The organism is Janthinobacterium rivuli, assembly GCF_029690045.1.
Classification (GTDB): domain Bacteria; phylum Pseudomonadota; class Gammaproteobacteria; order Burkholderiales; family Burkholderiaceae_D; genus Janthinobacterium; species Janthinobacterium rivuli.
The window spans coordinates 6,180,018-6,204,169 of sequence record NZ_CP121464.1 but is presented as its reverse complement, the minus strand read 5'-3'; the positions used below and the strand labels follow the sequence as shown (position 1 = coordinate 6,204,169).

Genomic DNA, 24,152 nt, shown 5'->3' with positions numbered 1-24,152 from the left:
ATAGATTCATGATGTCGATACGCAGCCCCCTGGCGCGCCTGCTGGCGCCGCTCCCCACGCACTTGCGCGACGATGCGGCGCGCCGCTATGCGCGCCAGGAGGCGGTCTTGCTCGACCGCCTGGGCAGCCTGTATGGCCAGCGGCCGGACTTCCTGCCCTGGCTGGGCGACCTGATGGAAAGCGTGGGGCGGCTGTACGCGGCGCGCGCCCCCGAGCTGCTGCGCCAGGATGCGCAGCGCGCAGCGCAGCCGGACTGGTTTGCCAGCCAGTCCATGCTCGGTTACAGCGCGTATGTGCAGCGCTTCGGCGGTAACCTGCAGGGCGTGGCGGCGCGCATTGCCCACCTGCGCGAACTGGGCGTGACGTATCTGCACCTGCTGCCGTTCCTGCGTGCGCGCGCCGGCGAAAGCGATGGCGGCTTTGCCGTCGCCAGCTTCGAGGAAGTCGATCCCGCGCTGGGCAGCAACGCCGACTTGCTGGCGTTGACGGCGCAGCTGCGCGCGGCCGGCATCAGCCTGTGCTCGGACCTGATCCTCAACCACGTGGCCGACGACCATGCGTGGGCGCTGGGCGCCAAGGCGGGCGATCCGCTGCTGCGCGATTTTTTCCATACCTATCCCGACCGCGTGCAGCCGGACCGCTACGAGCGCACCGTGGGCCAGGTTTTTCCGCAGGCGGCGCCGGGCAATTTCACCTTCGTGCCGGAGCTTGATCGCTGGGTCTGGACCACGTTTTACCCGTACCAGTGGGATTTGAATTACGCCAATCCGGCCGTCTTCGCGGCCATGGCCGGCGCCATGCTGGGCCTGGCCAACAAGGGCATCGAGGTATTCCGCCTCGATTCGACGGCCTTCCTGTGGAAGCGCGAAGGTAGCGATTGCATGAACCAGCCCGAAGCCCACAGCCTGCTGCAAGCGTTGCGGGCGATTGCCGCCATCGTCGCGCCGGGTGTGCTGCTCAAGGCCGAAGCCATCGTGCCCACGCCCAAGCTGCCCGCCTACTTTGGCAGCGATGCGGCGCCCGAATGCCATATCGCTTATCACAGCAGCCTGATGGCCGCCGGCTGGGGCGCGCTGGCCGAGGAAAGCACGGACTTGCTGCAGCAGGTGATCGCCGCCACGCCGCCGCTGCCGCCGGCCGCCAGCTGGCTCAGTTATGTGCGCTGCCACGACGACATCGGCTGGAACGTGCTGCTCAATGAAGCCGGTGAGGACGGGCCGGCGCGCCTGGCGCGCATCGCACAGTTCTTTGCGGGGGCACCGGGCAGCTATGCGCGCGGCGCCGCCTTCCAGAGCAGCAGTGCCGACAAGGCGCATGGCAGCAACGGCATGGCCGCCTCGCTGGCCGGCCTGCAAAGCGCCGCCACGGTGCAGGAGCAGGAATACGCGTTGCGGCGCCTGCTGCTGCTGCATGGCCTGGCCTTGAGCTTTGGCGCCTTGCCCGTGTTGTACATGGGCGATGAACTGGGCATGACCAACGATCACAGCTACACGCAGCGCCCCGACCGGGCCATGGACAGCCGCTGGCTGCAGCGCCCCGCATTTGACGACAGCTTGCTGGCATGGCGCCACGATGGCGTGAGCGCCAGCGGCCGGTTGTACCTGGCGCTGCGCCAGCTGGTCGACGCGCGCAGGCGCTTGCCGGCCCTGGCCGCCGCTGCGCCGCGCAGCGTACTGCCCGCCGACACGCCGGCCGTGCTGGCGCTGCTGCGCGGCGATGCGTTTCTCAACCTGAGCAACTTCAGCGGCGCCAGCCAGCGTTTCACTTTGCCTGCGGGCGAATGGCGCAACAGCCTCGATGGCAGCGTGCTGGCCGGCACGGTGGGCTTGCAGCCCTGGCATATGCTGTGGCTGGAAAGGGAACAGTCATGAGCGACGCCACTGCGCAGCGTCCACACCTGTCGTTCTGGCAGATCGTCAACATGAATGTCGGATTTTTCGGCATCCAGTTCAGCTTTGGCCTGCAGCAAAGCAGCATGAGCCCCATCTACAAATACCTGGGCGCCGACGAGGCGAGCTTGCCCTACCTGTGGCTGGCCGGTCCCATGACGGGGCTGCTCGTGCAACCGCTGATCGGCGCCATGAGCGACCGCACGGTGACGCGCTGGGGCCGCCGCACGCCATATTTTCTGATCGGCGCCATCCTGTGCAGCCTGGGCCTGCTGGCCATGCCGTTCAGTCCGACTTTATGGATGGCGGCCAGCCTGCTGTGGATACTCGACGCGGCCAACAATGTGACGATGGAACCGTACCGCGCCTTTGTCAGCGACAAGCTCGACAAGAAGCAGCATTCGCTGGGTTTTCTCACGCAAAGCGCGTTTACGGGGCTGGGGCAAACGCTGGCCTACCTGACGCCGTCGCTGCTGGTCATGCTGGGCATGAACAAGGATGCCGTCAACGGCAGCCATATCCCGCACATCGTCATCGCCGCCTTCCTGATCGGCGCCGTGTTCTCGCTCGCCTCGGTGCTGTGGACCCTGAAGACGACGCCGGAAAATCCGCTCACGGCGGCCGAGCTGGCAGCCATCCGCAGCCGCCCGCCCGGCTGGCGCCACACGCTGGCCGACATCGGCGCGGCCCTGCGCGACATGCCGCCGACGATGAAGCAGCTGGCCCTCGTCAACCTGTTCCAGTGGTACGCCCTGTTCTGCTACTGGCAGTACATCGCGCTGTCGCTGGCTGCGACGCTGTTTCATACGACGGACCCCGCATCGCAAGGCTTTCGCGACGCGGGCCTGCTGAACGGGCAGGTGGGCGCCTTCTACAATTTCGTCGCCTTTGTCGCCGCCTTCGCGCTGGTGCCGTTCACGCGCCGCTTCGGCCCCAAGCGCATGCACAGCGTGTGCCTGTGCGCGGCAGGTGTCGGCATGCTGAGCATCCCGCTGATCCACAGCCCGGCGCTGCTGTTGCTGCCCATGCTGGGTATCGGCCTGGCCTGGGCCAGCATCATGGGCAATCCCTATATCATGCTGGCCGGCTGCATTCCGCCCGCGCGCACAGGCGTCTACATGGGCATTTTTAATATGTTCATCGTCATCCCGATGATCATCCAGATATTTACTCTGCCGCTGTATTACCGCAGCTGGCTGGGCGGCAATCCGGAAAACGTCATCCGGCTGGCTGGCGCTCTGCTGCTGTGCGCGGCGGTGGCGGTGCTGTTCGTGAAGCTGCGCCCATCGCAGACCGGCAAGGCTTGACGACAGGCGTAAAAAAAACCGGCTCTGCCGGTTTTTTTACGATGCTGCGAAAGATTACTCTTCAATCGCCATCTGGCTTTGCAGATAATTTTGAATACCGACTTTGGCGATCAGGTCGATCTGCGTTTCGAGCCAGTCGATATGCTCTTCCGTGTCTTCCAGGATCATCAGGAACAGGTCGCGCGAGACGTAGTCGCCCGCTTTTTCGCTGATGGCGATGCCTTCCTTGACGGTGGCGTGCGCGGCGCGTTCCAGCTTCAAGTCGCATTCCAGCATTTCCGGCGTGTTCTCGCCGATCAGCAGCTTGTGCAGCGCTTGCAGGTTAGGCAGGCCGTCGAGCATCAGGATGCGGTCGATCAGCTTGTCGGCGTGTTTCATTTCGCCGATCGATTCTTCGTATTCCTTCTTGCCCAGCTTTTCCAGGCCCCAGTGCTTGTACATGCGCGCATGCAGGAAGTACTGGTTGATGGCCGACAGTTCGTTGGTGAGCTGTGCGTTGAGCATGCGGATGACTTCTTTATCGCCCTTCATGGGATTTCCTTTGTTCTGTGTCGCGTTCGATGATGAAACCGCAGGCTGCTGGCGTTCACTGCCGGGTGGCGTTGGCTGCCTGGTGGCGCTCAGGTTGCCGGTTTCGCTATGCCCGCATGATAGCGCAAAATGTCGGCGATTTCCGGTGCTAAACGGCATTTTTCCGTCTTTTTAACGTAAATATCGTGCGAATAAAACCCATTCTCAAGTGGATTGCCCACTTGCGCCGTTTTTTATTTGTTAAGGAAAATGAAGGCCATTCTCATTCGCGTTCCCGCCGCTATTTGGCCGCCGCTGGTGGGCCTGCATGGCTGCGCTGAAAAGGCGGGAAATGTTGGTCCGTTCTTGCTTTTGTGTCTTCTTGGCCGCTGCCGGCGATGCGATAATCAGGCAGCGATATTTACTGAAAAAAGGATAGCAAGATGATGCTGCATATACCCGGCGTGCTGACGCCGGAACAGGTGACGCAGTTTCGCCAGCGCCTGGCGCAGACGGACTGGGTCGACGGACGCGCCAGCGTCGGGGCGCAAGGCGCGCAAGTCAAGCGCAACCGCCAGCTGGCCGAAGGTTCGCCGCTGGCGCTGGAACTGGGCGAGATCGTCAGCCGCGCGCTGATGGCCAATCCGCTGTTCTTTGCCGCCGTGCTGCCGCTGCGCATCCTGCCGCCCTTCTTCAACAGCTATGCGGGCGGCGAACACTATGGCCTGCATATCGACGGCGCCATCCGCACGCCGAAAAACGGCATGCAGTCGATGCGCGCCGACGTCTCGTCGACCGTCTTCCTGAGCGAGCCGGATGAATACGAAGGCGGCGAGCTGGTGGTGGTCGATTCTTACGGCACGCATGAAGTGAAACTGCCGGCCGGCGACGTGATCGTGTATCCGTCGAGCAGCGTGCACCAGGTGCTGCCCGTCACCAGCGGCGAGCGCATCTGCTCTTTCCTGTGGACGCAAAGCATGGTGCGCGAAGACTGGAAACGCAGCATGCTGTTCGAGCTCGATCAGAACATCCAGAGCGTGCGCGCGGAGCATGGCGATTCACCGGCGACGGTGGGGCTGACGGGGCATTATCACAACCTGCTGCGGATGTGGGCGGAGATGTAATCGTGGCGGTGTCGGATTACGCGTGGCCTTTGGCCGCGCTAATCCGAGCTACGATACTGCGTGAAGCACCGGCAAAAAAAAGTCTGCCTGGCCCGGGGATGTAGGCTGGCAGACTGAAACAAGCAAATCGCTTGACGAAAACAGGCGCAAAAAAGCAAGCAGGGCACAGGGTGCGGTGCTTGCGGGCTGGCAGCGGCGCTGTGGCCGCCGGAAGGCTAGCTCAGTTGGAAGGTCAGTGGGACGAGCACGTACACGGGCACGGGCTTGCCGTTTTCGATCATCGGCTTGAACAGCGCGCGTTGCGCGGCCTGGCGGCCCGCTTCATCGAGGTTGTTGTAGCCGGTCGATTTCTGGATCAGGATTTGCTCGGGCAAGCCTTTTTCGTTGATCAGGATGCGCAACACCACGGTGCCGCTTTCGCCCAGGCGGCGCGACAAGTTCGGGTAGATCAGTTGCGGCGCCTTGATGTATTCGACGCTGCTGACGGTGCGCGGCGTCGATGGTGCCGGCGGCGTCGGCGATGGTGCCGATGGTGCCGTCGGCGCGGCGGTGGCAACAGCCGGTGCCGCTTCGGCGCGCGTCGGTTGCGGCGGCGTGATCGTCGGTTCGCTTGGCGCGACGGCGATCAGCGGCAGCGGCGGGATCACGGCGCGCGGCACGGGCGCGCTCAATTCCACGGTTTTCGGTACGGACGGTGCGGGCGGTTTCGGCGGCGCCGGCGGGGCGATGATGCTGATGGTGGTGATGGTCGGCATGGCCGCCGTGACGACGCGGCTCAGCAGGCCGCTCTGGATGGCGTAAAAGCCGGCGATATGCAGGACGACGATGGCCATCAGCGGCGCGAATTTGTTGCGCTTCTTGTCGAAGTCGGCAAATTGCTGCACGGCCTGCACCGTTACGGGCGGGGGCATCATCGTCATGGCGTTCATCGCTTTCTTTAGTTTGTCAGTACAGCTCGCATCAATACGGTTTCTTGCAGCGCCACGGTGGCGTTCAGGTGATCGTTCAGCACTTCCCGCGCACAGGTGTGGCATTTGCCGCAGCAGGTGGCCACGCCCAGGTCGCGGCGCAGTTCGGCCATGCTGGACAGGCCAAGATCGACGGCTTGACGGATTTCACGATCAGATATGTTGTTGCAGACACATACAATCATTGATACACCTTCTGGCTGGAGGATGAACAGACACTAGTGCTGGAAAGCATTGTTGCTAGTGTTTTAATGAGAATCATTATCATTACGTTTCATTGTCGCGCAAAGTGCGGGACAATGCAAGCGATTTTGATCAAGTGTGCGGCAGTTGGCGGCCTGGCGCGGCGCATCGATATGCCATTTTTTCGGATGGTGCAGCCCTTGGTGGGGGCGGCTCTCCGGGCTAAATAAAAACTATTCGCATTCATGTTTATAATGCTGGTATTGTCTCGGACGGTTGCCGTCTGGACAGATGGAATGGCCGCTTGTCGGTAATGCGCAACAGTTGCGTTTTACCTCACAAACCTGGAACCGGCGGAAGGCGCCCGCGCCGCAGCTGGTATCAGGTGTTCTTAATTTGAACGGAATTTGCTCATGACTCTAGTTCCACCCATGATGACGCTCGATGCGCTGGCAGTCGGCCAGAGCGGCACGGTGTTGCATATCACGCCCCACACGGCAGGACAGACGGAGGACGGCGTCGACCTGGCCCGCCGCCTGATGGAGCTGGGATTCGTTCCCGGTGAACGCATCCGCATGCTCAAGCGCGGCATTCCCGGCGGCGATCCGCTGGCCATCAAGGTGGGCAATGCCACATTCGCACTGCGCCGCTTCGAAGCGGCGCTGATCACGATTCAACCGCTGCTTCAACCGGAATGACCATGGGTGCTGTCGAAACGATCGTCGATGCGGGCGTGCACAAGCCGCCGCATCAGCCACAAATTGCCTTGCTGGGCAATCCCAACTGCGGCAAGACCGCCCTGTTCAACCGTTTGACGGGCGCGCGCCAGAAAGTGGCGAACTACGCCGGCGTGACCATCGAGCGCAAGGAAGGCCATTTCACTTCGCCCGCCGGCAAGCCTGTGCGCCTGCTCGACCTGCCGGGCGCCTACAGCCTGTCGGCCACCACGCCTGATGAAGCCATCACGCGCGATGTGGTGGGCGGCCTGCGCCGCGGCGACCCGCGTCCGGACGCCATCATCTGCGTCGTCGACGCCACCAATTTGCGTCTGAATCTGCGCCTGGTGCTGGAAGTCAAGCGCCTGGGCCTGCCCATGCTGCTGGCGCTGAACATGACGGACGTGGCGCGCAAGCGCGGCATGCTGATCGACACCGCCAAGCTGTCGCAGGAACTGGGCATGCCCGTGGTGGAAACCGTGGCGGTGCAGCACGACGGCGAAAAAGCCCTGCTCAATGCCATCGACGCCATGCTGCCGCTGCCGGCCGTGGAAGCGAAACCGCTGGCGGCCATCGATGCCGTCAGCGTCGAAGAAACCCAGCGCGAAGTGCGCCGCATCCTGGCCGCCGTCAGCAATGACACGAGCGACAAGGGCAACCTGACGGAAAAAATCGACGACGTGGTGCTGCACCCCGTCTTCGGCCCCATCATCCTGGCCGTGCTGATGTTCCTGATCTTCCAGGCCGTATTTGCCTGGGCCGCCACGCCGATGGAAATGATCACCGATGGCGTGGGCCACCTGGGCGCCGTGCTGACGGCGAACATGCCCGACGGTCACCTGAAAAGCTTGCTGGTGGAAGGCATCATCGGCGGCGTCGGCAGCGTGCTCGTGTTCCTGCCGCAGATCCTGATTTTGTTCTTCTTCATCCTGAGCCTGGAAGACTGCGGCTACCTGCCGCGCGCGGCTTTTTTGCTGGACCGCCTGATGGGCGGCGTGGGCCTGTCCGGCCGCGCCTTCATCCCGCTGCTGTCGAGCTTTGCCTGCGCCATTCCCGGCGTGATGGCGGCGCGCACGATCCAGAATCCGCGCGACCGCCTGGTCACCATCATGATCGCGCCGCTGATGACGTGTTCGGCGCGCCTGCCCGTGTACGCGCTGATCATCGCCGCCTTCATTCCGGAACGCCAGGTATGGGGCTACCTGAGCCTGCAAGGCCTGGTGCTGTTCGTCCTGTACTTCGCCGGCATCATCTCGGCCATGGCCGTGGCCTGGGTCATGAAGCGCGGCATGGGCGTGCGCGGCAATCAGCCGCTGATGCTGGAACTGCCGGCCTACCACTGGCCGCACCTGCGCAACCTGGCCGTCAGCCTGTGGGAGCGCGCGAAGATCTTCCTCACGCGCGTCGGTACCATCATCCTGAGCCTGATGATCATCTTGTGGTTCCTCAGCACCTTCCCCGGCCCGCCGGACAACGCGATCCACCCGCCGATCTACTACAGCCTGGCCGGCATCCTGGGCCGCGGCCTGGAAGTGATCTTCGCGCCGATCGGTTTCAACTGGCAGATCTGCATCGCGCTGGTGCCGGGCATGGCGGCGCGCGAAGTGGCCGTCGGTGCCCTGGGCACCGTGTACGCGCTGTCGCAAACGGGCGACGCGCTGGCCTCCACGCTGGAGCCGCTGATCGCCCATTCGTGGTCGATGGCCACCGCGCTGTCCCTGCTGGCCTGGTATGTGTTCGCGCCGCAGTGCCTGTCGACCCTCTCCGTGGTGAAGCGCGAAACGGGCGGCTGGCGCTATCCGCTGCTGATGGCCGGCTACATGTTCGCCCTGGCCTACGCCGCCTCGTTCATCACGTACCGCATCGCCCTGATGCTGGGTGCTTAGGAGAAAAGCATGTGGCAAACCCTGATCGTCGCCCTGATCGTCGCAGCCGCGCTGCTGCATTTTTCGACCAAGTACCTGCCGGCGGGCGTGCGCCGCGCCATCGTGCGCGGCCTCGTGCGCTGCGGCCTCGATGAGGCGAAGATGTCGGCCTTCTTCAAGGTGGCGCCCGGTTGCGGCAGCGGCTGCGGTTCCTGCGGTTCCTGCGACAGCCCGCCGCCACCGTCCGCCACGCCGCCGGCCGACGGCAGCAGCAAGCGCGTGATCCTGATGCAGGTGCAGCGCTAGGGTCAACGCCGGAGTAGCCACGGGCGCGCCCGTGGGCTACACTGGGTTTTCCGCATGGCAAGGAGTGGCAATGGCGATACTGTTGATCTTCATGTTTCTGTTTGCGGTCGCCACCTGGCTGCTGGCCAGCCGGCGCGGCCGCCACGGGGGACTCTGGTTCGGCATCGGCCTGTTCCTCGGGCCGTTTGCCCTGCTGGCGGTGGCGGCGCTGCCGCCCGTTGCAGCAAGCTGAATGGAAAAAACCCGCGCATGCGGGTTTTTTTACGTCTGCAGTACGGCGCTTACGCTTTGCCGGCCAGTTTGTCGACCACCGGCACCAGCGCTGCCGGACGGCAGCCGAAGGCGGCCAGGCGGCCTTGCGCGTGGGGCGCCAGGTCCAGGTCATACGGCAAACGGCCCGCCACCAGCCACAGTTTATCCTGCGGCAGGGCTTCGACCAGGCGACGCTGGCCATCGACGAACATGGCGTTATACGTTTGCAGCACGATCTGTTGCGCGCCTTGCGCAAAGGCGATGGCTTCATTGACTTCGTCGTCCAGTGCCTCGGCCGACAAGGCATATTCGCGCACGTCCAGGCCCGCTTCGCGCAGCGCCGGCAGCATCGAGCTGCGCGCTTCCTTGTTGCGACCCAGCGCCACTTCATCGATCTCGCTGCGCGAGCGCACTTCCACCGTCAGCAGGGTCACGGGCAGGCTGGCGTCGAGCGCGCGGTAGTCGCCCTGCACGCGCAGGGCTGCCTTTTGCAGCAGCTGCGACAGGGCCATGGCGGCCGGTTGCATCAGCGCCGGCGGGGCGACGGGGCGGGCGCGCCAGTCGCGCACGGCGCGGTTGCGCTTGAGTTCAGCCACGCGCGCGCAAGCGGCGTCGATGCGGTCGATGGCGATGTCGCCGCGCTCCACGGCGGCGATGACGGCCTCGATGGCGGCCGTCTGCTGCGCTTCGCGGTGCGAGATGAGGACGATGTCGGCGCCCGCCTGCAAGGTGGCGATGGCGCCCTGGGCGATGCCGATGCCGTCGGCAATGGCCGCCATTTCCAGGCAGTCGGTGATGACCACGCCCTGGTATTTCAACTCGCCGCGCAGCAGGTCCGTCAGCACGCCTTTCGACAAGGTCGCCGGCACCTTGGTGTCGGCCTCGAAGGCGGGGAAGACCACGTGCGCCGTCATGATGGCGTCCACGCCGCCGGCAATGGCCGCGCGGAAGGGCGCCAGTTCCACGGCGCGCAGGCGTTCCTTGTCGTGCGGGACCAGCGCCATGGCGTAATGCGTGTCGGTGGCCGTGTCGCCGTGGCCGGGGAAATGCTTGGCGGTGACGGCCACGCCGCTGGCGCGCTGGCCGCGCATGGCCGCCATGCCGTAGGCGATGACGGTGGCGGCATCCTCGCCATAAGCGCGCACGCCGATGACCGGGTTGTTGCGGTTGTTGTTCACATCGAGCACGGGCGCGAGCAGCAGGTTGATGCCCAGCTGGCGCATTTCATCGCCGCTGATCTGGTTCATGCGTTCGCAGTCGTCGATGGAGCCGGCCGCCTGAAAGGCCATCGCGGCGGGAATTGGCGTGACGCCCTGCTCGATGCGCATCACCATGCCGCCTTCCTGGTCGATGGAGATCAGCAGCGGAATGTCGGACACTTCCGCGTTGATCTCCTGCAGTTCGCGGCACAGGGCGGACACTTGCGCGGGCGTGTGCACGTTGCGGCGGAACAGGATCACGCCGCCCACCTTCTTTTCGCGTATCAAGGTCTTGATATGCTCGTCCGCCTGCAGGGCGTCGAAGCCCACCATGAATAGCTGTCCTACTTTCTCGCGCAAACCCTGCTCCATGCTGCAACTCCTCCGGTATTCATTCTGATGACGACAAGTCCGTATTCTGGCCCCCGGTGACGCGTCTGGACAATCACCGGAAAAGCTGCCTTGGTTTTGTACTTATTTTGGTATTGTATTGGATTTGGGTTTTTGCGCAAGTGGTTATTAAGTGGTATTGCTCCACTTGCGCAGTGCCGGCATCAATCCAGGCGCTGGAACGAGGCCGCTTGCGCCTTGGGCCAGTACAGGCCGAACACGGGCGGCAGTTGCGGCAGCTGGCTCGGGTCGAGCAACTGGCCCGCTTCCAGGAAGGGCAGCAGGGCCGAAGCCAGTTTCACCTGATTCGGCGAGATGCGGCGCACCAGGTGGTGCGGACGCAGTTCCTGCGGGTGCGCCAGGCCGGCGGCGGCGATCAGCTCGGCCAGCGCCTTCATGGTGTTTTGATGGAAGTGCGCCACGCGGGCGATCTTGTCGGGCACCACCAGCGCGCGCTGGCGTTGCGGGTCTTGCGTGGCCACGCCCGTGGGGCAGCGGTCCGTGTGGCAGCTTTGCGACTGGATGCAGCCCAGCGCGAACATGAAGCCGCGCGCCGAATTGCACCAGTCGGCGCCCAGCGCCAGCAGGCGGGCGATGTCGAAGGCCGTAATGATCTTGCCCGAGCAGCCGATCTTGATCTTCGCGCGCAGGTTGGCGCCCACCAGGGTGTTATGCACGAGCACCAGCGCTTCCTGCAGCGGCGTGCCCACGTGGTCCGTGAATTCCAGCGGTGCGGCGCCCGTGCCCCCTTCGCTGCCGTCGACGACGATGAAGTCGGGCGTGATGCCCGTTTCCAGCATGGCTTTCACGATGGCGAAAAATTCCCACGGGTGGCCGATGGCCAGCTTGAAGCCCGTCGGCTTGCCGCCGGAGAGCGTGCGCAGGCGGTCGATAAAGTGCAGCATTTCCAGTGGCGTGGAAAAGGCGCTGTGCGCGGCCGGCGAGACGCAATCCTCGCCCACCATCACGCCGCGCGTGGTGGCGATCTCGATCGTCACTTTCGGCCCGGGCAGCACGCCGCCGTGGCCCGGCTTGGCACCCTGTGACATTTTCAGCTCGATCATTTTCACCTGTTCCGAGCTGGCGTTGGCGATGAAGCGCTCTTCCGAAAACGTGCCGTCCTGATTGCGGCAGCCGAAGTAGCCGGAGCCGATTTCCCATACCAGGTCGCCACCGTTTTCGCGGTGATAAGGACTGATGCTGCCTTCGCCCGTATCGTGCATGAAGCCGCCGCTGCGCGCGCCGCCGTTCAGGGCCAGGATGGCGTTGGCCGACAGGGCGCCAAAGCTCATCGCCGAGATATTGAAGACGCTGGCCGAATACGGTTTGGCGCGCGGGCAGTCCGGGTGGTTGCCGATCTCGATGCGGAAATCGTGCCCGGTGACCTTGGCGGGAGCGATGGAGTGGTTGATCCATTCATAGCCCGCTGCATACACGTCGAGCTGGGTGCCGAACGGGCGCTTGTCCGTCTGCTCCTTGGCGCGCTGGTAGACGATGCTGCGCTGGCTGCGCGAGAACGGCGTGGCCTCGCTGTCGCTTTCCAGGAAATACTGGCGGATTTCGGGGCGGATGCTCTCGAAGAAAAAACGGAAATGCGCGAGGATGGGGTAGTTGCGGCGCAGGGCGCGCTTCGTTTGCAGCAGGTCGCTGATGCCGACCAGGGTCAGCGCACCGGCCAGCACGGGCAGCCAGTAATGATCGTAGTAAAACAGGGACAGGACAAAGATGGCTGCCGTCGCAATGAAGGTCAGGTAGCGAAATGGTACTAGGTGCATGGGCACTCCGGTGAAGTCAGACTGATACTGCCGAGTCTACCTTCGATTCGCGGAACGTGTTGGTGGGAAAGAACGCGGCGCCCCGTGGACGCCGCGCGGGATCAGCGTTGTGCGGCGCGGATACGCTCGATGCGTTCAGTGCTGGCCGGATGGCTCGACAGGTAGGGTGTGCCCTGGTCCAGCTTGCCCAGGGCGACAAACACTTGCGCCAGGTGTTCCAGCGGGATGCCGTTCTGGCGCAGCATGGCGATGGCGTAGTCGTCCGCGTCGCGTTCGACGTCGCGCGAATACTTCAAGTCCAGCAGCAGCGGCGGCAAGGTCGCCACCACCGTCGACACGTCGCCGAACAGCAGCGCCGCGCCGGCGCCGACGGCCGAGGTCTGGATGATGCGCCGCGTCAGGTGGCGCTGCTGCAAATGCCCCAGCTCATGCGCCAGCACGCCCATGATGGCCAGGTCGTCCGGCAGCAGTTCGATCATTTCATCGGTCAGCACGATGTCGCCGGACGGCAGGGCAAACGCGTTCGGGCCGATCTTGCTCTTGCGGAAAACGATGCGGTGCTGGGGCGTGCTGTCGCCGGGCGTGGCCAGGCGCGCGAACTGGGCGCGCAGGGCTTGCTGGCGCGCGTCAGCAAGCTTGCTCGCCTCAAACACGTGCTGGTCGAGGAAATCGAGCACGCCCTGGCCCAGCTGGCGCTCGACGGACTGGGGAATCGCATATGCGACCCCCTTCGCCACCACGGGCAGCAGGTACTGGTAGCTGAGCCACAGGGCCAGCACGGTGGCGACCGTGGCCAGCAGGGCGCCGCGCCAGCTTTGCTGCAGCCGCACCACCCAGCCGTCGCGGTGGCCCGTGGCGTGCAGCAGGCTGTTGAAGGCCGCCTGGTCGGCGATCTCCAGGTAGGCGCCGTCGGAGAAGCTGACCTTGCGCACGGCGTGGCTGCTGCGTTCGGACACGTGCAGCTCGCCCAGCGGGCAGCTGCGCGCGATATCGCCGGCCAGCACGGCGACTCCATCGCGCACGCTGAGCGTCACGTGGTACAGGCGCGAACTCTGGCCGTCGAAATAGCGGGCGGCCAGCGCGGCGTGGTCTTCTTGCGTGTCGGCGTGCATTGCTTACATCGACAGGTCGAAGTCCAGCAGGTCGGCCATGCCTTCGCCGGTGGCCGACACTTGCTGGCCCGTGGCGGCGACAAACTCGTCCAGGCTGCCGTGCACCAGCATCGACGTCGCTTCCAGGCGGTACTTCAGCCAGCGCACATGGGCGAATGGCGCGAACAGGCCCAGTGTGACGACGACGCCCAGCAGGTTGGTCAGCATGATGAAGGTGGTGCGGCCCCAGGTCAGCTGCGACTGGAACTGGTGCTGCTGCAAACGCGTATGGTTCCAGATCAGGTTCTGGATCATGGTCATGAACAGCGGCAGCACGGTGAACGCCCACAGGTACAAGGCGCCGATGGCAAACAGCAGGCTGCCAACCTTGGCCTTGTCATTCATATTGGCCGCAAACGAGGTGAACACGCTGCCGAAGACGACGAAAATCAGGACCAGCAGGCCGCCCAGCAGCAGCGCGAAGAACAGCAGATAGGTCTTGTAGAAGCTGCCGACCGTGGCGTCAAAGCTGAACGGGGTGGCGCCGAAACGGCTTTGCGTGTGCTGAAAGCGCTTCAGGCGCTGGTGCAGGAATGGCGTCATCAAGCCCAGGGTGAAGGTATTGAGGATGGGCAGCCACAGGAAATACTTGTAGGCTTCCCGGGCGCTGCCGCCGAAACCGAAGCGGATGCCCCGGTAGCTGGTGTTGTACAGCTTGAATTGCAGGCTTTTCCATATCAGCCAGGGCAAAATGGCGGCCAGCAGCACGAACATCAGCAGGCCCACGATGGGCGAAACCTTCAGGGCGATGTTGTAGCCGCCGATCAGCACGACGGCCGCGATGCGGCCCTTCAGGATGGCCACGGCATTGCCATGGTATTCGAAGCTGCTGCCAGCCAGGTGGGTGCTGGAATAGAAATAGCGGTTGCGGCGCACCTTGGCCCAGGCGGAGTAAATGCCCAGGGTGACGATGCTCAGCAGCAGGTTGACGATCCAGATACGGAAGTATTCGCTGCCGGTGGCGCTGAAGGTGATGGCTTCTTGTCTGGGAGTAGTGTTGTTTGCGTCGAAATCCACAGGGGTTTCCTTACTGATTGGAAACAAAACAAGATAAGGGATTATTGAAAAGTTATCAATTGAAAATACTGTTTTTCGCAATTTTTTCGTCGATTCGCTTGCGCCGACCCGATCCGGCCGTCCCCGGCTATACTGGAACTCAACCATCGTTACCGGGAAAACCATGATCGTCGTCCACCATCTGAACAACTCGCGCTCGCAGCGCGTGCTCTGGCTGCTTGAAGAGCTGGGCCTCGACTACGAGGTCAAGCGCTACCAGCGCGACCCGAAAACCATGCTGGCGCCCGCTTCCTTGAAAGCCGTGCATCCGCTGGGCAAGTCGCCCGTGATCACCGATGGCGCCAACACCATCGCCGAATCGGGCGCCATCATCGATTACCTGGTCGAGCGCTACGGCAATGGCCGTTTGATACCGGCGGCGGGCACGCCGGACAAGCTGCGCTGGACTTACTGGCTGCATTTCGCGGAAGGCTCGGCCATGCCGCCGCTGCTGATGAAGCTGGTGTTCGACAAGGTCGAATCGTCGCCGATGCCGTTTTTCGTCAAGCCGATCGCGCGCGGCATCGCCAGCAAGGTCAAGAGCAGCTTCGTCCTGCCCAATATTAATAGCCAGCTGGCCTACATGGAAGCGGAGCTGGAGAACAGCAAATGGTTTGCCGGCAATGAATTCACGGCGGCCGACATCCAGATGAGTTTTCCGCTGGAAGCGGCCGCCATGCGCGGCGGACTCGACGAGCGACTGCCGAAGCTGACGGCGTTCCTGCAGCGCATCCATGCGCGCCCGGCCTACCAGCGCGCCCTGGAAAAAGGCGGGCCCTACGATTTCGCCAAATGAGAACGCCGAACCAAACCTACTGCGCGTCGCGACTTGCGGCCTGCGATGCTCACCGTACTTGAGTACGGTTGCGCTTCTTAGCCACAATTCACTTCCGCTCGCTACGGTTTTGTTAGGCGTTGTTACGCCGCGTAAAACCTGCCAAGCGGAATTCGCGGGGAATAGTGCTTGCTCCATACGGTAAAATGATCAATTCAATCAGTATCCACTTACCGCATGGCCCGACTCCTCGCTATCGACGGCTTGAATATCGTACGCCGCGTCTACGAAGCCAGTCCTGAACCCGATTCCGACCTGAAGGCGGAGATCGCGCTGCGCCATGCGCTGTCGTCATTCCGCACTCTCATCAACGACCACGAGCCGACGCACATCCTGCCGGCCTTCGATTTCGGTGGCCCGACCTGGCGCCACGCCCTGTATGCCGGTTACCGCGAGGGGCGCCAGCCCATGCCGCAGGTGCTGCGCGACGCCTTGCCCGGCTTTTACGACACCCTGGCCAGCTTCGGCATGCACGTGGTCAGCATTCCCGAGGTCGAGGCCGACGACGTGATCGGCACGGCCGTCATGCGCTGGCTGCACGAGGGGCGCGGCGCGGCCGTCATCGCCACTACCGACAAGGATTTGCATGGCCTGATCGCGCACGGCGCGCTCGTCTGGGATCACTTCAAGGGCATCTGGCACGACCACGCCTGGGTCGAGAAAAAGTTCGGCGTGCCGCCGGAACTGCTGCCCGACCTGCTGGCGCTGATGGGCGACGTCACCGACAGCATCCCCGGCGTGTCGAAAATCGGCCTGAAGACGGGCGCGAAACTGTTGCGCGCCTACGGCAATATCGACGCCGTGATGGCCGGCGCGGGCATTTTGCCCGGTGCGCTGGGTGAAAGCCTGCGAAAAGAGCGGGAAATACTGTATCTTTCAAGAAAGTTAGTGGAACTCAAGACCGACGTGACCTTGGGTGTCACCTGGAACAAGCTGGCGTGGGAAAAGTAGAGCGCCAGGCAAGAACAATCAAGCAAGGGAAGTAAATCATGATGTTAAAGACAGTCCTGATCGATAGCAGCGCCGTGGCGCGCGGCCTGCTGAACACGGTCCTGACCGATGGCGGCTACGATGTCTGCGGGCAGACGCATACGAGCGCGCTGGGGCTGGCGCTGCTGGTCAAGCACCATCCGCATTTCGTGTGCATCGCGCGCGAACAGGTGGAAGATGGGACGAATGTGGTGCAAACCATCCGCGCCCAGTATCCGAAGACGCTCATTTTCATGGTCTCGGGCGGCATCGATGCCGCCTCGCTGCAGGCGGCCCACGCCATGGGCGTGTCGGGCTTCATCGTGAAACCGTTCATGGCAGACACGGTCCTGAAAACCGTGCGCAACACGGTCATTGCCATGGTGCGCAAGCAGCAGCAGGCCTTGGCTGCCGCCGCGCAAGGCAATAGTTAGACGCCTTCCAGGCCGCTCGCGCTGGCGATGATGCCGCCGCCGAGGCACACGTCGCCGTCGTACAGCACGGCCGACTGGCCTGGCGTGACGGCCCATTGCGCCTGGTCGAAGGCCAGGCTGAAGTGTTCATTCCCGTCCGGCAGCAGCTGGCAAGCCACGTCGGCCTGGCGGTAGCGCGTCTTGGCGCTCAATGCACCTGCTTGCGGCGCCACGCCGGCAACCCAGCTGGCCTGGTCGGCCGTCAAGGCCGGCGACAGCAGCCACGGGTGGTCATGGCCCTGCACCACCCACAGGGTATTGTTGGCGATATCCTTGCGCGCCACATACCAGGCGTCGCTGCTGCCGTCCGCATTCTGATACGACTTCACGCCGCCGATGCCGATGCCCTTGCGCTGGCCCAGGGTATAAAAACTCAGCCCCACGTGTTCGCCCACGGTCTTGCCGTCGGCCGTTTTCATCGGGCCCGGCTTGTAGGACAGGTAGCGGTTCAAAAATTCGCGGAACGGGCGTTCGCCGATAAAACAGATGCCCGTGGAATCCTTCTTTTGCGCGTTCGGCAGCGCCAGTTTCTCGGCGATCTGGCGTACTTCCGTCTTCGGGATTTCACCGAGCGGAAACAGGGTTTTCGACAACTGCGCCTGGTTCAACCGGTGCAGGAAGTAGCTTTGGTCCTTGCTGGCGTCGACGGCTTTCAGCAGTTCATAGCGGCCTGCATCGGTGGGCGCCTGGCGCACGCGCGCATAGTGGCCGGTGGCGATCAGGTCGGCGCCCAGGGTCATGGCGTGGTCGAGGAAGGCCTTGAACTTGATTTCGGCGTTGCACAGCACGTCCGGATTCGGCGTGCGGCCGGCCTGGTATTCGCGCAGAAAATCGGCGAACACGCGGTCCTTGTATTCGGAGGCGAAATTGACGGCTTCGATGTCGACGCCGATGACGTCGGCCACGCTGGCCGCGTCGATCCAGTCCTGGCGTGTGGAGCAGTATTCCGAATCGTCGTCATCTTCCCAGTTTTTCATGAACAGGCCGATGACTTCATAGCCTTGTTCCTTCAGCATCCATGCCGCGACCGAGGAATCGACCCCGCCCGACATGCCGATAACGACTTTCTTCTTGCTCATCTTGCTTTCCAGTTACTTTAATAATATGGCAATGCGTATTGCTATGCGCTATTGAAAACGGACGCATGCGTGTGCAGCAGGGCCAGCGGCGCGCGCCGGCCAGCCAGGTATTCGTCCACGCACTGCAGCACCAGCGGGCTGCGGTGGCGTTCCTGGCACGCGGCCAGTTCGTCGCGCGTCATCCACAGGGTGCGGATGATGCCTTCGTCCAGCGGGCGGTCATGCTCGGCGCCGGCCGTGCCGCAAAAGGTGAAGCGCAAATAAGTCACGTCCTCGCCCGTGCGCAGTGACTGATAGCGCGACATGTACATGCCGACCAGTGCCGTGGGGATGAAATCGTAGGCCGCTTCTTCCAGCGTTTCGCGGATCACCGCCTGTTCCAGCGACTCGAACGGGTCGAGGTGACCGGCCGGTTGATTGATCTTGATGCCTTCGCTGGTCTCTTCTTCAATCAGTAAAAACAGGCCGTCGCGCTCGACGATGGCGGCAACGGTGACAGAGGGTTTCCAGATTCTCGGCATGATTCCATCCTTGAAAGAGCCGACATTTTATCTTGTTCTGCGCGCGCGGTTTGAACCCGGCCTTCTGTTGCGCGGACATATTGATAAATGACAACGTTTTAGCAAATAGCGGTGGGAGGTACTTACGTCTTTCCCGGGGAGCGCACTAGCATGGGGGCTTAGGCGGCAAGATGGCAGGAAACGCCCGCTAATATAGGCTTTACCGGTGGTCAAAACAAGCGCGCACACGTGCTCGACTGTGGTGAGATTGACACACCTTTCCCACAATACGGGCGCCATACCGCATGGCGGAACAAGGATTGGTATTAGGGGTAAATTAGTGTCGTACGACTAAAAGTTGCTGCTTCACAAACGTTTAACGCGCTGCTTTCCGTGTTAGATTCTAGTCAGTTTATCAATTAGCGGAGGCATCATGAGGATAGGCATACCGGCCGAAACACGGCCTGGTGAAACGCGGGTGGCGGCAACGCCCGAGACAGTCAAGAAGCTGGCAGCCAAGCATCAGATCGTCGTGCAGTCGGGAGCGGGCTTGCAAGCCTCGATTCCCGACGAGGCGTATGCCGCCGCCGGCGCGCAGATCGGCACGGCCCAGGAAGCCTATGGCTGCGCCATCGTGCTCAAGGTGCGCGCGCCCGATGCCGAAGAACGGGCGCTGATGGCCAGCGGCACGGTGCTGATCGGCATGCTCAACCCGTTTGACGCGGACAATATCGCCGCCATGGCCACGGCCGGGCTGTCCGCCTTCGCGCTGGAAGCCGTGCCGCGCATCACGCGCGCGCAGTCGATGGACGTGCTGTCGTCGCAGGCGAACATCGCCGGCTACAAGGCCGTGCTGGTGGCCGCGAATACCTATCAGCGCTTCATGCCGATGCTGATGACGGCGGCCGGCACCGTCAAGGCGGCCCGCGTGCTGATCATGGGCGTGGGCGTGGCCGGTTTGCAGGCGATCGCCACGGCCAAGCGCCTGGGCGCCGTCATCGAGGCGTCCGACGTGCGCCCGCCCGTCAAGGAACAGGTGGAGTCGCTGGGCGCCAAGTTCCTCGACGTGCCTTTCCTTACCGATGAAGAAAAGGAAATCGCCAAGGGCTCGGGCGGCTATGCGCGCGCCATGCCGGCCGACTGGATGCGCCGCCAGGCCGAACTCGTGCACGAACGGGCGAAACTGGCCGACATCATCATCACCACCGCGCTGATTCCCGGCCGCGCCGCGCCGGTGCTCATTTCCGAAGAAACGGTGAAAGCCATGAAACCCGGTTCCGTCATCGTCGACCTGGCCGTCGAGCAGGGCGGCAATTGTCCGCTCTCGGAACTGGGCAAGACGGTGGTCAAGCACGGCGTCTACATCGTGGGCGAACCGAACCTGGCGACCCTGGTGGCGGCCGATGCCTCGGCCCTGTATGCGCGCAACGTGCTGGACTTCTTAAAGCTCATCATCGACAAGGACGATCAATTGCTGATCGACCGCGAGGATGAAATCATCAAGGCCAGCCTGGTTTGCGCGGGCAATGACATCCTCAGAAAATAACGCGGCGCCGGAGAGAACAACATCATGGAAATCAGTCACACCATCATTAACCTGATCATCTTCGTGCTGGCCATTTATGTCGGCTACCACGTCGTCTGGACCGTCACGCCGGCGCTGCATACGCCGCTGATGGCCGTCACCAATGCCATTTCCGCCATCATCATCGTCGGCGCCATGCTGGCGGCCGGCCTGACGCAAGGCCCGCTGGCGCAGGCGGCCGGCACCCTGGCCGTGGCGCTGGCCGCCGTCAACGTGTTCGGCGGCTTCCTCGTCACGCAGCGCATGCTCGAGATGTTCCGTAAAAAAGAACCGAAAGCCAAGCAAGGAGCAAAAGAATGAGTCACGCCATGAGCTTCGTCACCATGAACCTGGTGACGATGATGTACCTGATCGCCTCGGTGTGCTTCATCCAGGCCTTGAAGGGCCTGTCGTCGCCCTCGACGGCGCGCCGCGGCAATGCCTTCGGCATGAGCGGCATGGCCATTGCCGCCGTCACCACCGTGGCGCTGATCCTCAAACTGAAGGAGCAGCAAACGGGCGGCATGGGCCTGACCCTCGTCATCATCGGCATCGTCACGGGCGGCGCCATCGGCGCCTACCTGGCGAAAACCGTGGAAATGACGAAGATGCCGGAACTGGTGGCGGCCATGCATTCGCTGATCGGCCTGGCGGCCGTGTGCATCGCCGTGGCGGCCGTGTCGGAACCGTGGGCCTTCAATATCGCCAAGAACGGCGAGGCGCTGCCCATCGGTAACCGCTTCGAGCTGTTCATCGGCACCTTTGTCGGCGCCATCACGTTCTCCGGTTCCGTGATTGCCTTCGGCAAGCTGTCGGGCAAATACAAGTTCCGCCTGTTCCAGGGCGCGCCCGTCAGTTTCAAGGGCCAGCACATGCTCAACCTCGTGCTGGCGCTGGTGATGATCGCGCTGGGCCTGGTGTTCTGCTTCGCCGACGGTGTCGAGCCGGCCTGGACGCCGTTCATCGTCATGACCGTCATCGCCTTTGCGCTGGGCGTGCTGATCATCATCCCCATCGGCGGCGCCGACATGCCGGTGGTGGTATCGATGCTCAACAGTTATTCGGGCTGGGCCGCGGCCGGCATCGGTTTTTCGCTGAATAACTCGATGCTGATCATTGCCGGTTCGCTCGTGGGATCCTCCGGCGCGATCCTGTCGTACATCATGTGCAAGGCCATGAACCGTTCGTTCTTCAACGTCATCCTCGGCGGCTTCGGCGGCGATGCGCCGGCCGCTGGCGCGGCGGGCGCGCAGGAACAGCGTCCCGTGAAATCGGGTTCGGCCGACGACGCCGCCTTCATCATGGGCAATGCGGAAACCGTCATCATCGTGCCCGGCTACGGCCTGGCCGTGGCGCGCGCGCAGCACTCGCTGAAAGAGCTGGTGGAAAAACTCACGCACAAGGGCATCACCGTCAAGTACGCGATCCATCCGGTGGCGGGGCGCATGCCGGGCCACATGAACGTGCTGCTGGCCGAAGCGGAAGTGCCGTACGACCAGGTCTTCGAGATGGAAGACATCAACGGCGAATTCGGCCAGACGGATGTGGTGCTGGTGCTGGGCGCGAACGACGTCGTCAACCCGGCGGCGAAGGACCCGAAATCGCCGATCGCCGGCATGCCGATTCTGGAAGCGTATAAAGCCAAGAGCATCATCGTCAACAAGCGTTCGATGGCTTCCGGCTATGCGGGCCTGGACAACGACCTGTTCTACCAGCCGAACACGATGATGGTGTTTGGCGACGCCAAGAAGGTGATCGAGGATATGTTGAAAGCCATCGAATAACGCCGCTTTCGGCGACCGGACGGCCCGCCTTGCGCGGGCCGTTTTTATTGGCCGGCCGCTGCCGCGACGACCTGGTTGCGTCCCTGGTGCTTGGCGACATACAGGGCCTTGTCGGCATCCGACATGGCCGCGTCCAGGCTGGCGCCCTGCACCAGTGGCGCCACGCCGATGCTGATGGTGACGTGCAACGCGCCGCCGTCGGGCAGCACGGTGACGGCCGCTGCCACGGCCGCGCGGATGCGCTCGGCCACCTGGTGCGCCTGCTGCAGGCTGGCGTCGGGGAAGAGCAGACCGAACTCCTCGCCGCCGAGGCGCGCCGCCACGTCGGTGATGCGTCCCGTGTCGCGCAGCGCCTGCGACACCGTGCGCAGCACGGCGTCGCCCACGGCATGGCCGTAGCGGTCGTTGATCTTCTTGAAATGGTCGAGGTCGGCCACGCCCACGCTCAGGGCTGCGCCGCTGCGCGCCGCGCGCGCCATTGCCTGCTCGGCCTGCGCTTCATAGGCGCGCCGGTTGGGCAGCGACGTCAGCGCATCGTGCAGCGCCTGCTGTTCCAGCTGCGCCAGCAGGCTGGCGTTCTTTGCCGCCAGTTCGCGCCGTTCGCGCACGTCGAGCAAAAAGGCGCCGAAATAGCGCATGCCGTCGACCACGCCCAGGTCCATCGCCTTCATTTCGATGGGGATCATCTGCGTGTCGCGGTGGCGGATGGCGAATTCGCGTATCTTGCCCAGCACGCTGGACGTGCGCGAGCTGCGGATGTAATTGATCACGTGGTTGTCGTGCTGCGCGCCGACGGCGTCGGGCAGCAGGCCGTTCAGGGTCTGGCCCAGCAATTCTCCGCTGGCATAGCCGGACAATGCCTGCATGGCGCCATTGATATAGCGGATGCGGCACTGCTCGTCGATGATGATGACGGCGTCGAGGGCGTCTTCCAGCAGGCGGGAAAACAGCACTTCGGGAAGAGCGGCAGGCGGTGCTGCGGGCAATGCATCTGTCATGGAACGGTCGCCAGAAACCAGGTGACAGCCATTGTCGCATCCGCAGGCCGTTTACTCCATGCCGGATATGTTCCCTGTTTCTTTTTTGCCCCAGCTCTTTCCTTATTGCTAAGCCTTAGCGGCGGCCGTACATCATCAATCCAGCCAATGCCTTGCGTGCAGGGGGAAATGCGTCCAGCAGGCCCAGCGACAGGCCCAGCAAGCCTTGCGTGGGCGCGCTGCCCGTGAAGATGCGCGCCATGGTGTCGGTGACGCGCACGGTCAGCCCCCGGTCGGCCTGGCGCAGGCTGGCGTAGCGTTCCAGCCCGGCCGGACTGCCGTCCTGCGCCAGCACGCGGGCCAGCACGGCGGCGTCGCGCAAGCCCAGGTTCAAGCCCTGTCCCGCCACCGGGTGCAGGGATTGCGCCGCATTGCCGATGGCGACCGTGCGCGGCGTGCCGCCCCCTTGGGCGTTCAGGCCCAATGGATAGGCCAGGCGCGCCGTCGTATGCGTAAAGCGTCCCAGGCGGCTGCCGAAGGCGGCGCCCAGGCGCGCCAGGAAGGCCGCGTCGTCCAGGGCCAGCAATTGTTCGGCGCGCGTGGGCGGCACGCACCACACGAGCGCGTAGCCATCGTCCTGAGGCAGCAGGGCCAGCGGGCCTTCGTCGGTGAAGCGTTCATACGCGCGGTGGGCGATGGGGCTACTTGTGCGCACATGGGCGATGATGGCGCTCTGGCCATAATCGCGGCTGACGGCGCGTTCCGGTTGCTGGCCGAACAGGCCGCCCTCGGCTTGCACCAGCAGGCTGGCGCGCAAGCTCGAGGCGGCGCCCGCCTGCTCGATCTGCACGCTGACGCCGTCGGCATCCTCGGCACTGCCCGTCACCAGGGCCGGGCGCAGGCTGGCCACGCCCAGGCGCTCGCACACGTCGGCCAGCGCGCTGACGACGGCGCCGTAACGGGCGACATAGCCGAGCGCTTCGACGCCATGCTCGCCGCGGTCCATCAGGCTGCGCCCGAACTGGCCGCGGCGCGAGACGTGAATCTGGTGGATCTGTGTCGCCTCCACGGGCCAGGCGCCCGCTTCCTCGAGAATCTGGCGGCTGCCGTGCGACAGGGCGATGGTGCGCGGGTCGCGCCTCGCTTGTTCGATGGATTTGGCGTCGAGCAGGGCGATGCCGGCGGCGCGGCCGCCGCGCTGCACCAGCAGGGCGGCCAGCGCCATGCCGACGGGGCCGGCGCCGCAGATGGCGAGATCGAAAGTGGACGGTGTATGCATG

At 63.7% G+C, this 24,152-nt stretch carries 24 protein-coding genes; 13 read left to right on the top strand and 11 right to left on the bottom strand.

The genetic code is table 11. From position 1 onward, the window contains the following. The first annotated feature begins 8 nt into the window (after nt 1–8). Both P9875_RS28155 and P9875_RS28150 read left to right on the top strand, forming a co-directional pair. Complete coding sequence (locus P9875_RS28155) at nt 9–1,871, top strand: alpha-amylase family glycosyl hydrolase (RefSeq protein ID WP_278317233.1); 1,863 nt, start codon at nt 9–11, stop codon at nt 1,869–1,871. Further along, on the top strand, nt 1,868–3,196 hold the full coding sequence (locus tag P9875_RS28150; RefSeq protein WP_278317232.1) for an MFS transporter: 1,329 nt from the start codon (nt 1,868–1,870) through the stop codon (nt 3,194–3,196). Before P9875_RS28155 ends, P9875_RS28150 begins: the two co-directional genes overlap by 4 nt. Before the next feature lie 54 nt (nt 3,197–3,250). Here the strand turns inward: P9875_RS28150 and bfr are convergent, their stop codons facing one another. Next, nucleotides 3,251–3,727: a bacterioferritin gene (bfr, locus tag P9875_RS28145; protein ID WP_034745609.1), complete on the bottom strand. Its 477-nt coding sequence runs from the start codon at nt 3,725–3,727 to the stop codon at nt 3,251–3,253. Between the two features lie 422 nt (nt 3,728–4,149). Here bfr and P9875_RS28140 point away from each other — a divergent pair, with 422 nt between their 5' ends. Beyond that, complete coding sequence (locus P9875_RS28140; RefSeq protein ID WP_046684505.1) at nt 4,150–4,830, top strand: Fe2+-dependent dioxygenase; 681 nt, start codon at nt 4,150–4,152, stop codon at nt 4,828–4,830. Nucleotides 4,831–5,045: 215 nt separating this feature from the next. On the opposite strand, the gene P9875_RS28135 is transcribed toward P9875_RS28140, so the two are convergent. Next, nucleotides 5,046–5,750, bottom strand: a complete 705-nt coding sequence (locus P9875_RS28135; RefSeq protein WP_051959629.1) for an energy transducer TonB — start codon at nt 5,748–5,750, stop codon at nt 5,046–5,048. 17 nt (nt 5,751–5,767) lie between these two features. Continuing rightward, the gene (locus P9875_RS28130; RefSeq protein ID WP_034745611.1) at nt 5,768–5,983 is read right to left on the bottom strand and encodes a (2Fe-2S)-binding protein; all 216 of its coding nucleotides are present in this window, start codon (nt 5,981–5,983) and stop codon (nt 5,768–5,770) included. A gap of 411 nt (nt 5,984–6,394) precedes the next feature. On the opposite strand from P9875_RS28130, the gene P9875_RS28125 reads away from it, so the two are divergent. From P9875_RS28125 to P9875_RS28110, 4 genes are all read left to right on the top strand, one after another. Further along, complete coding sequence (locus P9875_RS28125) at nt 6,395–6,679, top strand: FeoA family protein (RefSeq protein WP_077408814.1); 285 nt, start codon at nt 6,395–6,397, stop codon at nt 6,677–6,679. A 2-nt stretch (nt 6,680–6,681) separates the two neighbouring features. Continuing rightward, complete coding sequence (feoB, locus tag P9875_RS28120; protein WP_278317231.1) at nt 6,682–8,583, top strand: ferrous iron transporter B; 1,902 nt, start codon at nt 6,682–6,684, stop codon at nt 8,581–8,583. A 9-nt stretch (nt 8,584–8,592) separates the two neighbouring features. Further along, nucleotides 8,593–8,868 (top strand): hypothetical protein, encoded by a 276-nt coding sequence (locus P9875_RS28115; protein WP_096238121.1) that lies wholly within the window; start codon nt 8,593–8,595, stop codon nt 8,866–8,868. Between the two features lie 70 nt (nt 8,869–8,938). Then, nucleotides 8,939–9,100: a hypothetical protein gene (locus P9875_RS28110; RefSeq protein WP_158300279.1), complete on the top strand. Its 162-nt coding sequence runs from the start codon at nt 8,939–8,941 to the stop codon at nt 9,098–9,100. Between the two features lie 49 nt (nt 9,101–9,149). Here the strand turns inward: P9875_RS28110 and nagZ are convergent, their stop codons facing one another. From nagZ to P9875_RS28090, 4 genes are all read right to left on the bottom strand, one after another. Then, nucleotides 9,150–10,691 carry a beta-N-acetylhexosaminidase gene (nagZ, locus tag P9875_RS28105; protein WP_278317230.1) on the bottom strand — a complete coding sequence of 514 codons (1,542 nt, stop codon included), beginning with the start codon at nt 10,689–10,691 and terminating at the stop codon, nt 9,150–9,152. A gap of 182 nt (nt 10,692–10,873) precedes the next feature. Next, on the bottom strand, nt 10,874–12,484 hold the full coding sequence (locus tag P9875_RS28100; RefSeq protein WP_278317229.1) for an FMN-binding glutamate synthase family protein: 1,611 nt from the start codon (nt 12,482–12,484) through the stop codon (nt 10,874–10,876). Between the two features lie 101 nt (nt 12,485–12,585). Further along, entirely contained in the window at nt 12,586–13,596 is a 1,011-nt protein-coding gene (locus tag P9875_RS28095) for a M48 family metallopeptidase (protein ID WP_278317228.1), read from the bottom strand. 3 nt (nt 13,597–13,599) lie between these two features. Continuing rightward, nucleotides 13,600–14,652 (bottom strand): YjgN family protein, encoded by a 1,053-nt coding sequence (locus P9875_RS28090; RefSeq protein WP_278317227.1) that lies wholly within the window; start codon nt 14,650–14,652, stop codon nt 13,600–13,602. A gap of 163 nt (nt 14,653–14,815) precedes the next feature. Here P9875_RS28090 and P9875_RS28085 point away from each other — a divergent pair, with 163 nt between their 5' ends. The 3 genes from P9875_RS28085 to P9875_RS28075 all read left to right on the top strand — a co-directional run bounded on the left by P9875_RS28085 (nt 14,816) and on the right by P9875_RS28075 (nt 16,929). Beyond that, the gene (locus P9875_RS28085) at nt 14,816–15,487 is read left to right on the top strand and encodes a glutathione S-transferase (RefSeq protein ID WP_278317226.1); all 672 of its coding nucleotides are present in this window, start codon (nt 14,816–14,818) and stop codon (nt 15,485–15,487) included. Between the two features lie 216 nt (nt 15,488–15,703). Beyond that, nucleotides 15,704–16,477: a 5'-3' exonuclease gene (locus tag P9875_RS28080; RefSeq protein ID WP_035822757.1), complete on the top strand. Its 774-nt coding sequence runs from the start codon at nt 15,704–15,706 to the stop codon at nt 16,475–16,477. Nucleotides 16,478–16,518: 41 nt separating this feature from the next. Then, complete coding sequence (locus P9875_RS28075) at nt 16,519–16,929, top strand: response regulator (protein ID WP_035828354.1); 411 nt, start codon at nt 16,519–16,521, stop codon at nt 16,927–16,929. Here the strand turns inward: P9875_RS28075 and mnmA are convergent. Together mnmA and P9875_RS28065 are read right to left on the bottom strand one after the other, a co-directional pair. Beyond that, entirely contained in the window at nt 16,926–18,047 is a 1,122-nt protein-coding gene (mnmA, locus tag P9875_RS28070; RefSeq protein WP_278317225.1) for a tRNA 2-thiouridine(34) synthase MnmA, read from the bottom strand. The genes P9875_RS28075 and mnmA overlap by 4 nt on opposite strands. Before the next feature lie 41 nt (nt 18,048–18,088). Continuing rightward, entirely contained in the window at nt 18,089–18,568 is a 480-nt protein-coding gene (locus tag P9875_RS28065; protein ID WP_034745637.1) for an NUDIX hydrolase, read from the bottom strand. A gap of 412 nt (nt 18,569–18,980) precedes the next feature. Between P9875_RS28065 and P9875_RS28060 the strand changes: the two genes are divergently transcribed. The 3 genes from P9875_RS28060 to P9875_RS28050 are packed head-to-tail and all read left to right on the top strand — an operon-like array spanning nt 18,981 to nt 21,895. Next, complete coding sequence (locus tag P9875_RS28060) at nt 18,981–20,093, top strand: Re/Si-specific NAD(P)(+) transhydrogenase subunit alpha (RefSeq protein ID WP_099403966.1); 1,113 nt, start codon at nt 18,981–18,983, stop codon at nt 20,091–20,093. Between the two features lie 24 nt (nt 20,094–20,117). After that, the gene (locus P9875_RS28055; RefSeq protein ID WP_034778841.1) at nt 20,118–20,432 is read left to right on the top strand and encodes an NAD(P) transhydrogenase subunit alpha; all 315 of its coding nucleotides are present in this window, start codon (nt 20,118–20,120) and stop codon (nt 20,430–20,432) included. An 8-nt stretch (nt 20,433–20,440) separates the two neighbouring features. Continuing rightward, nucleotides 20,441–21,895 carry an NAD(P)(+) transhydrogenase (Re/Si-specific) subunit beta gene (locus tag P9875_RS28050; RefSeq protein WP_099403965.1) on the top strand — a complete coding sequence of 485 codons (1,455 nt, stop codon included), beginning with the start codon at nt 20,441–20,443 and terminating at the stop codon, nt 21,893–21,895. A gap of 44 nt (nt 21,896–21,939) precedes the next feature. On the opposite strand, the gene P9875_RS28045 is transcribed toward P9875_RS28050, so the two are convergent. Both P9875_RS28045 and P9875_RS28040 read right to left on the bottom strand, forming a co-directional pair. Beyond that, a complete protein-coding gene (locus P9875_RS28045) occupies nt 21,940–22,893 on the bottom strand; it encodes a GGDEF domain-containing protein (protein ID WP_099403964.1) in 954 nt (317 codons plus the stop codon). A gap of 115 nt (nt 22,894–23,008) precedes the next feature. Further along, the gene (locus P9875_RS28040; RefSeq protein ID WP_278317224.1) at nt 23,009–24,151 is read right to left on the bottom strand and encodes an FAD-dependent monooxygenase; all 1,143 of its coding nucleotides are present in this window, start codon (nt 24,149–24,151) and stop codon (nt 23,009–23,011) included. Nucleotide 24,152 lies beyond the last annotated feature (1 nt).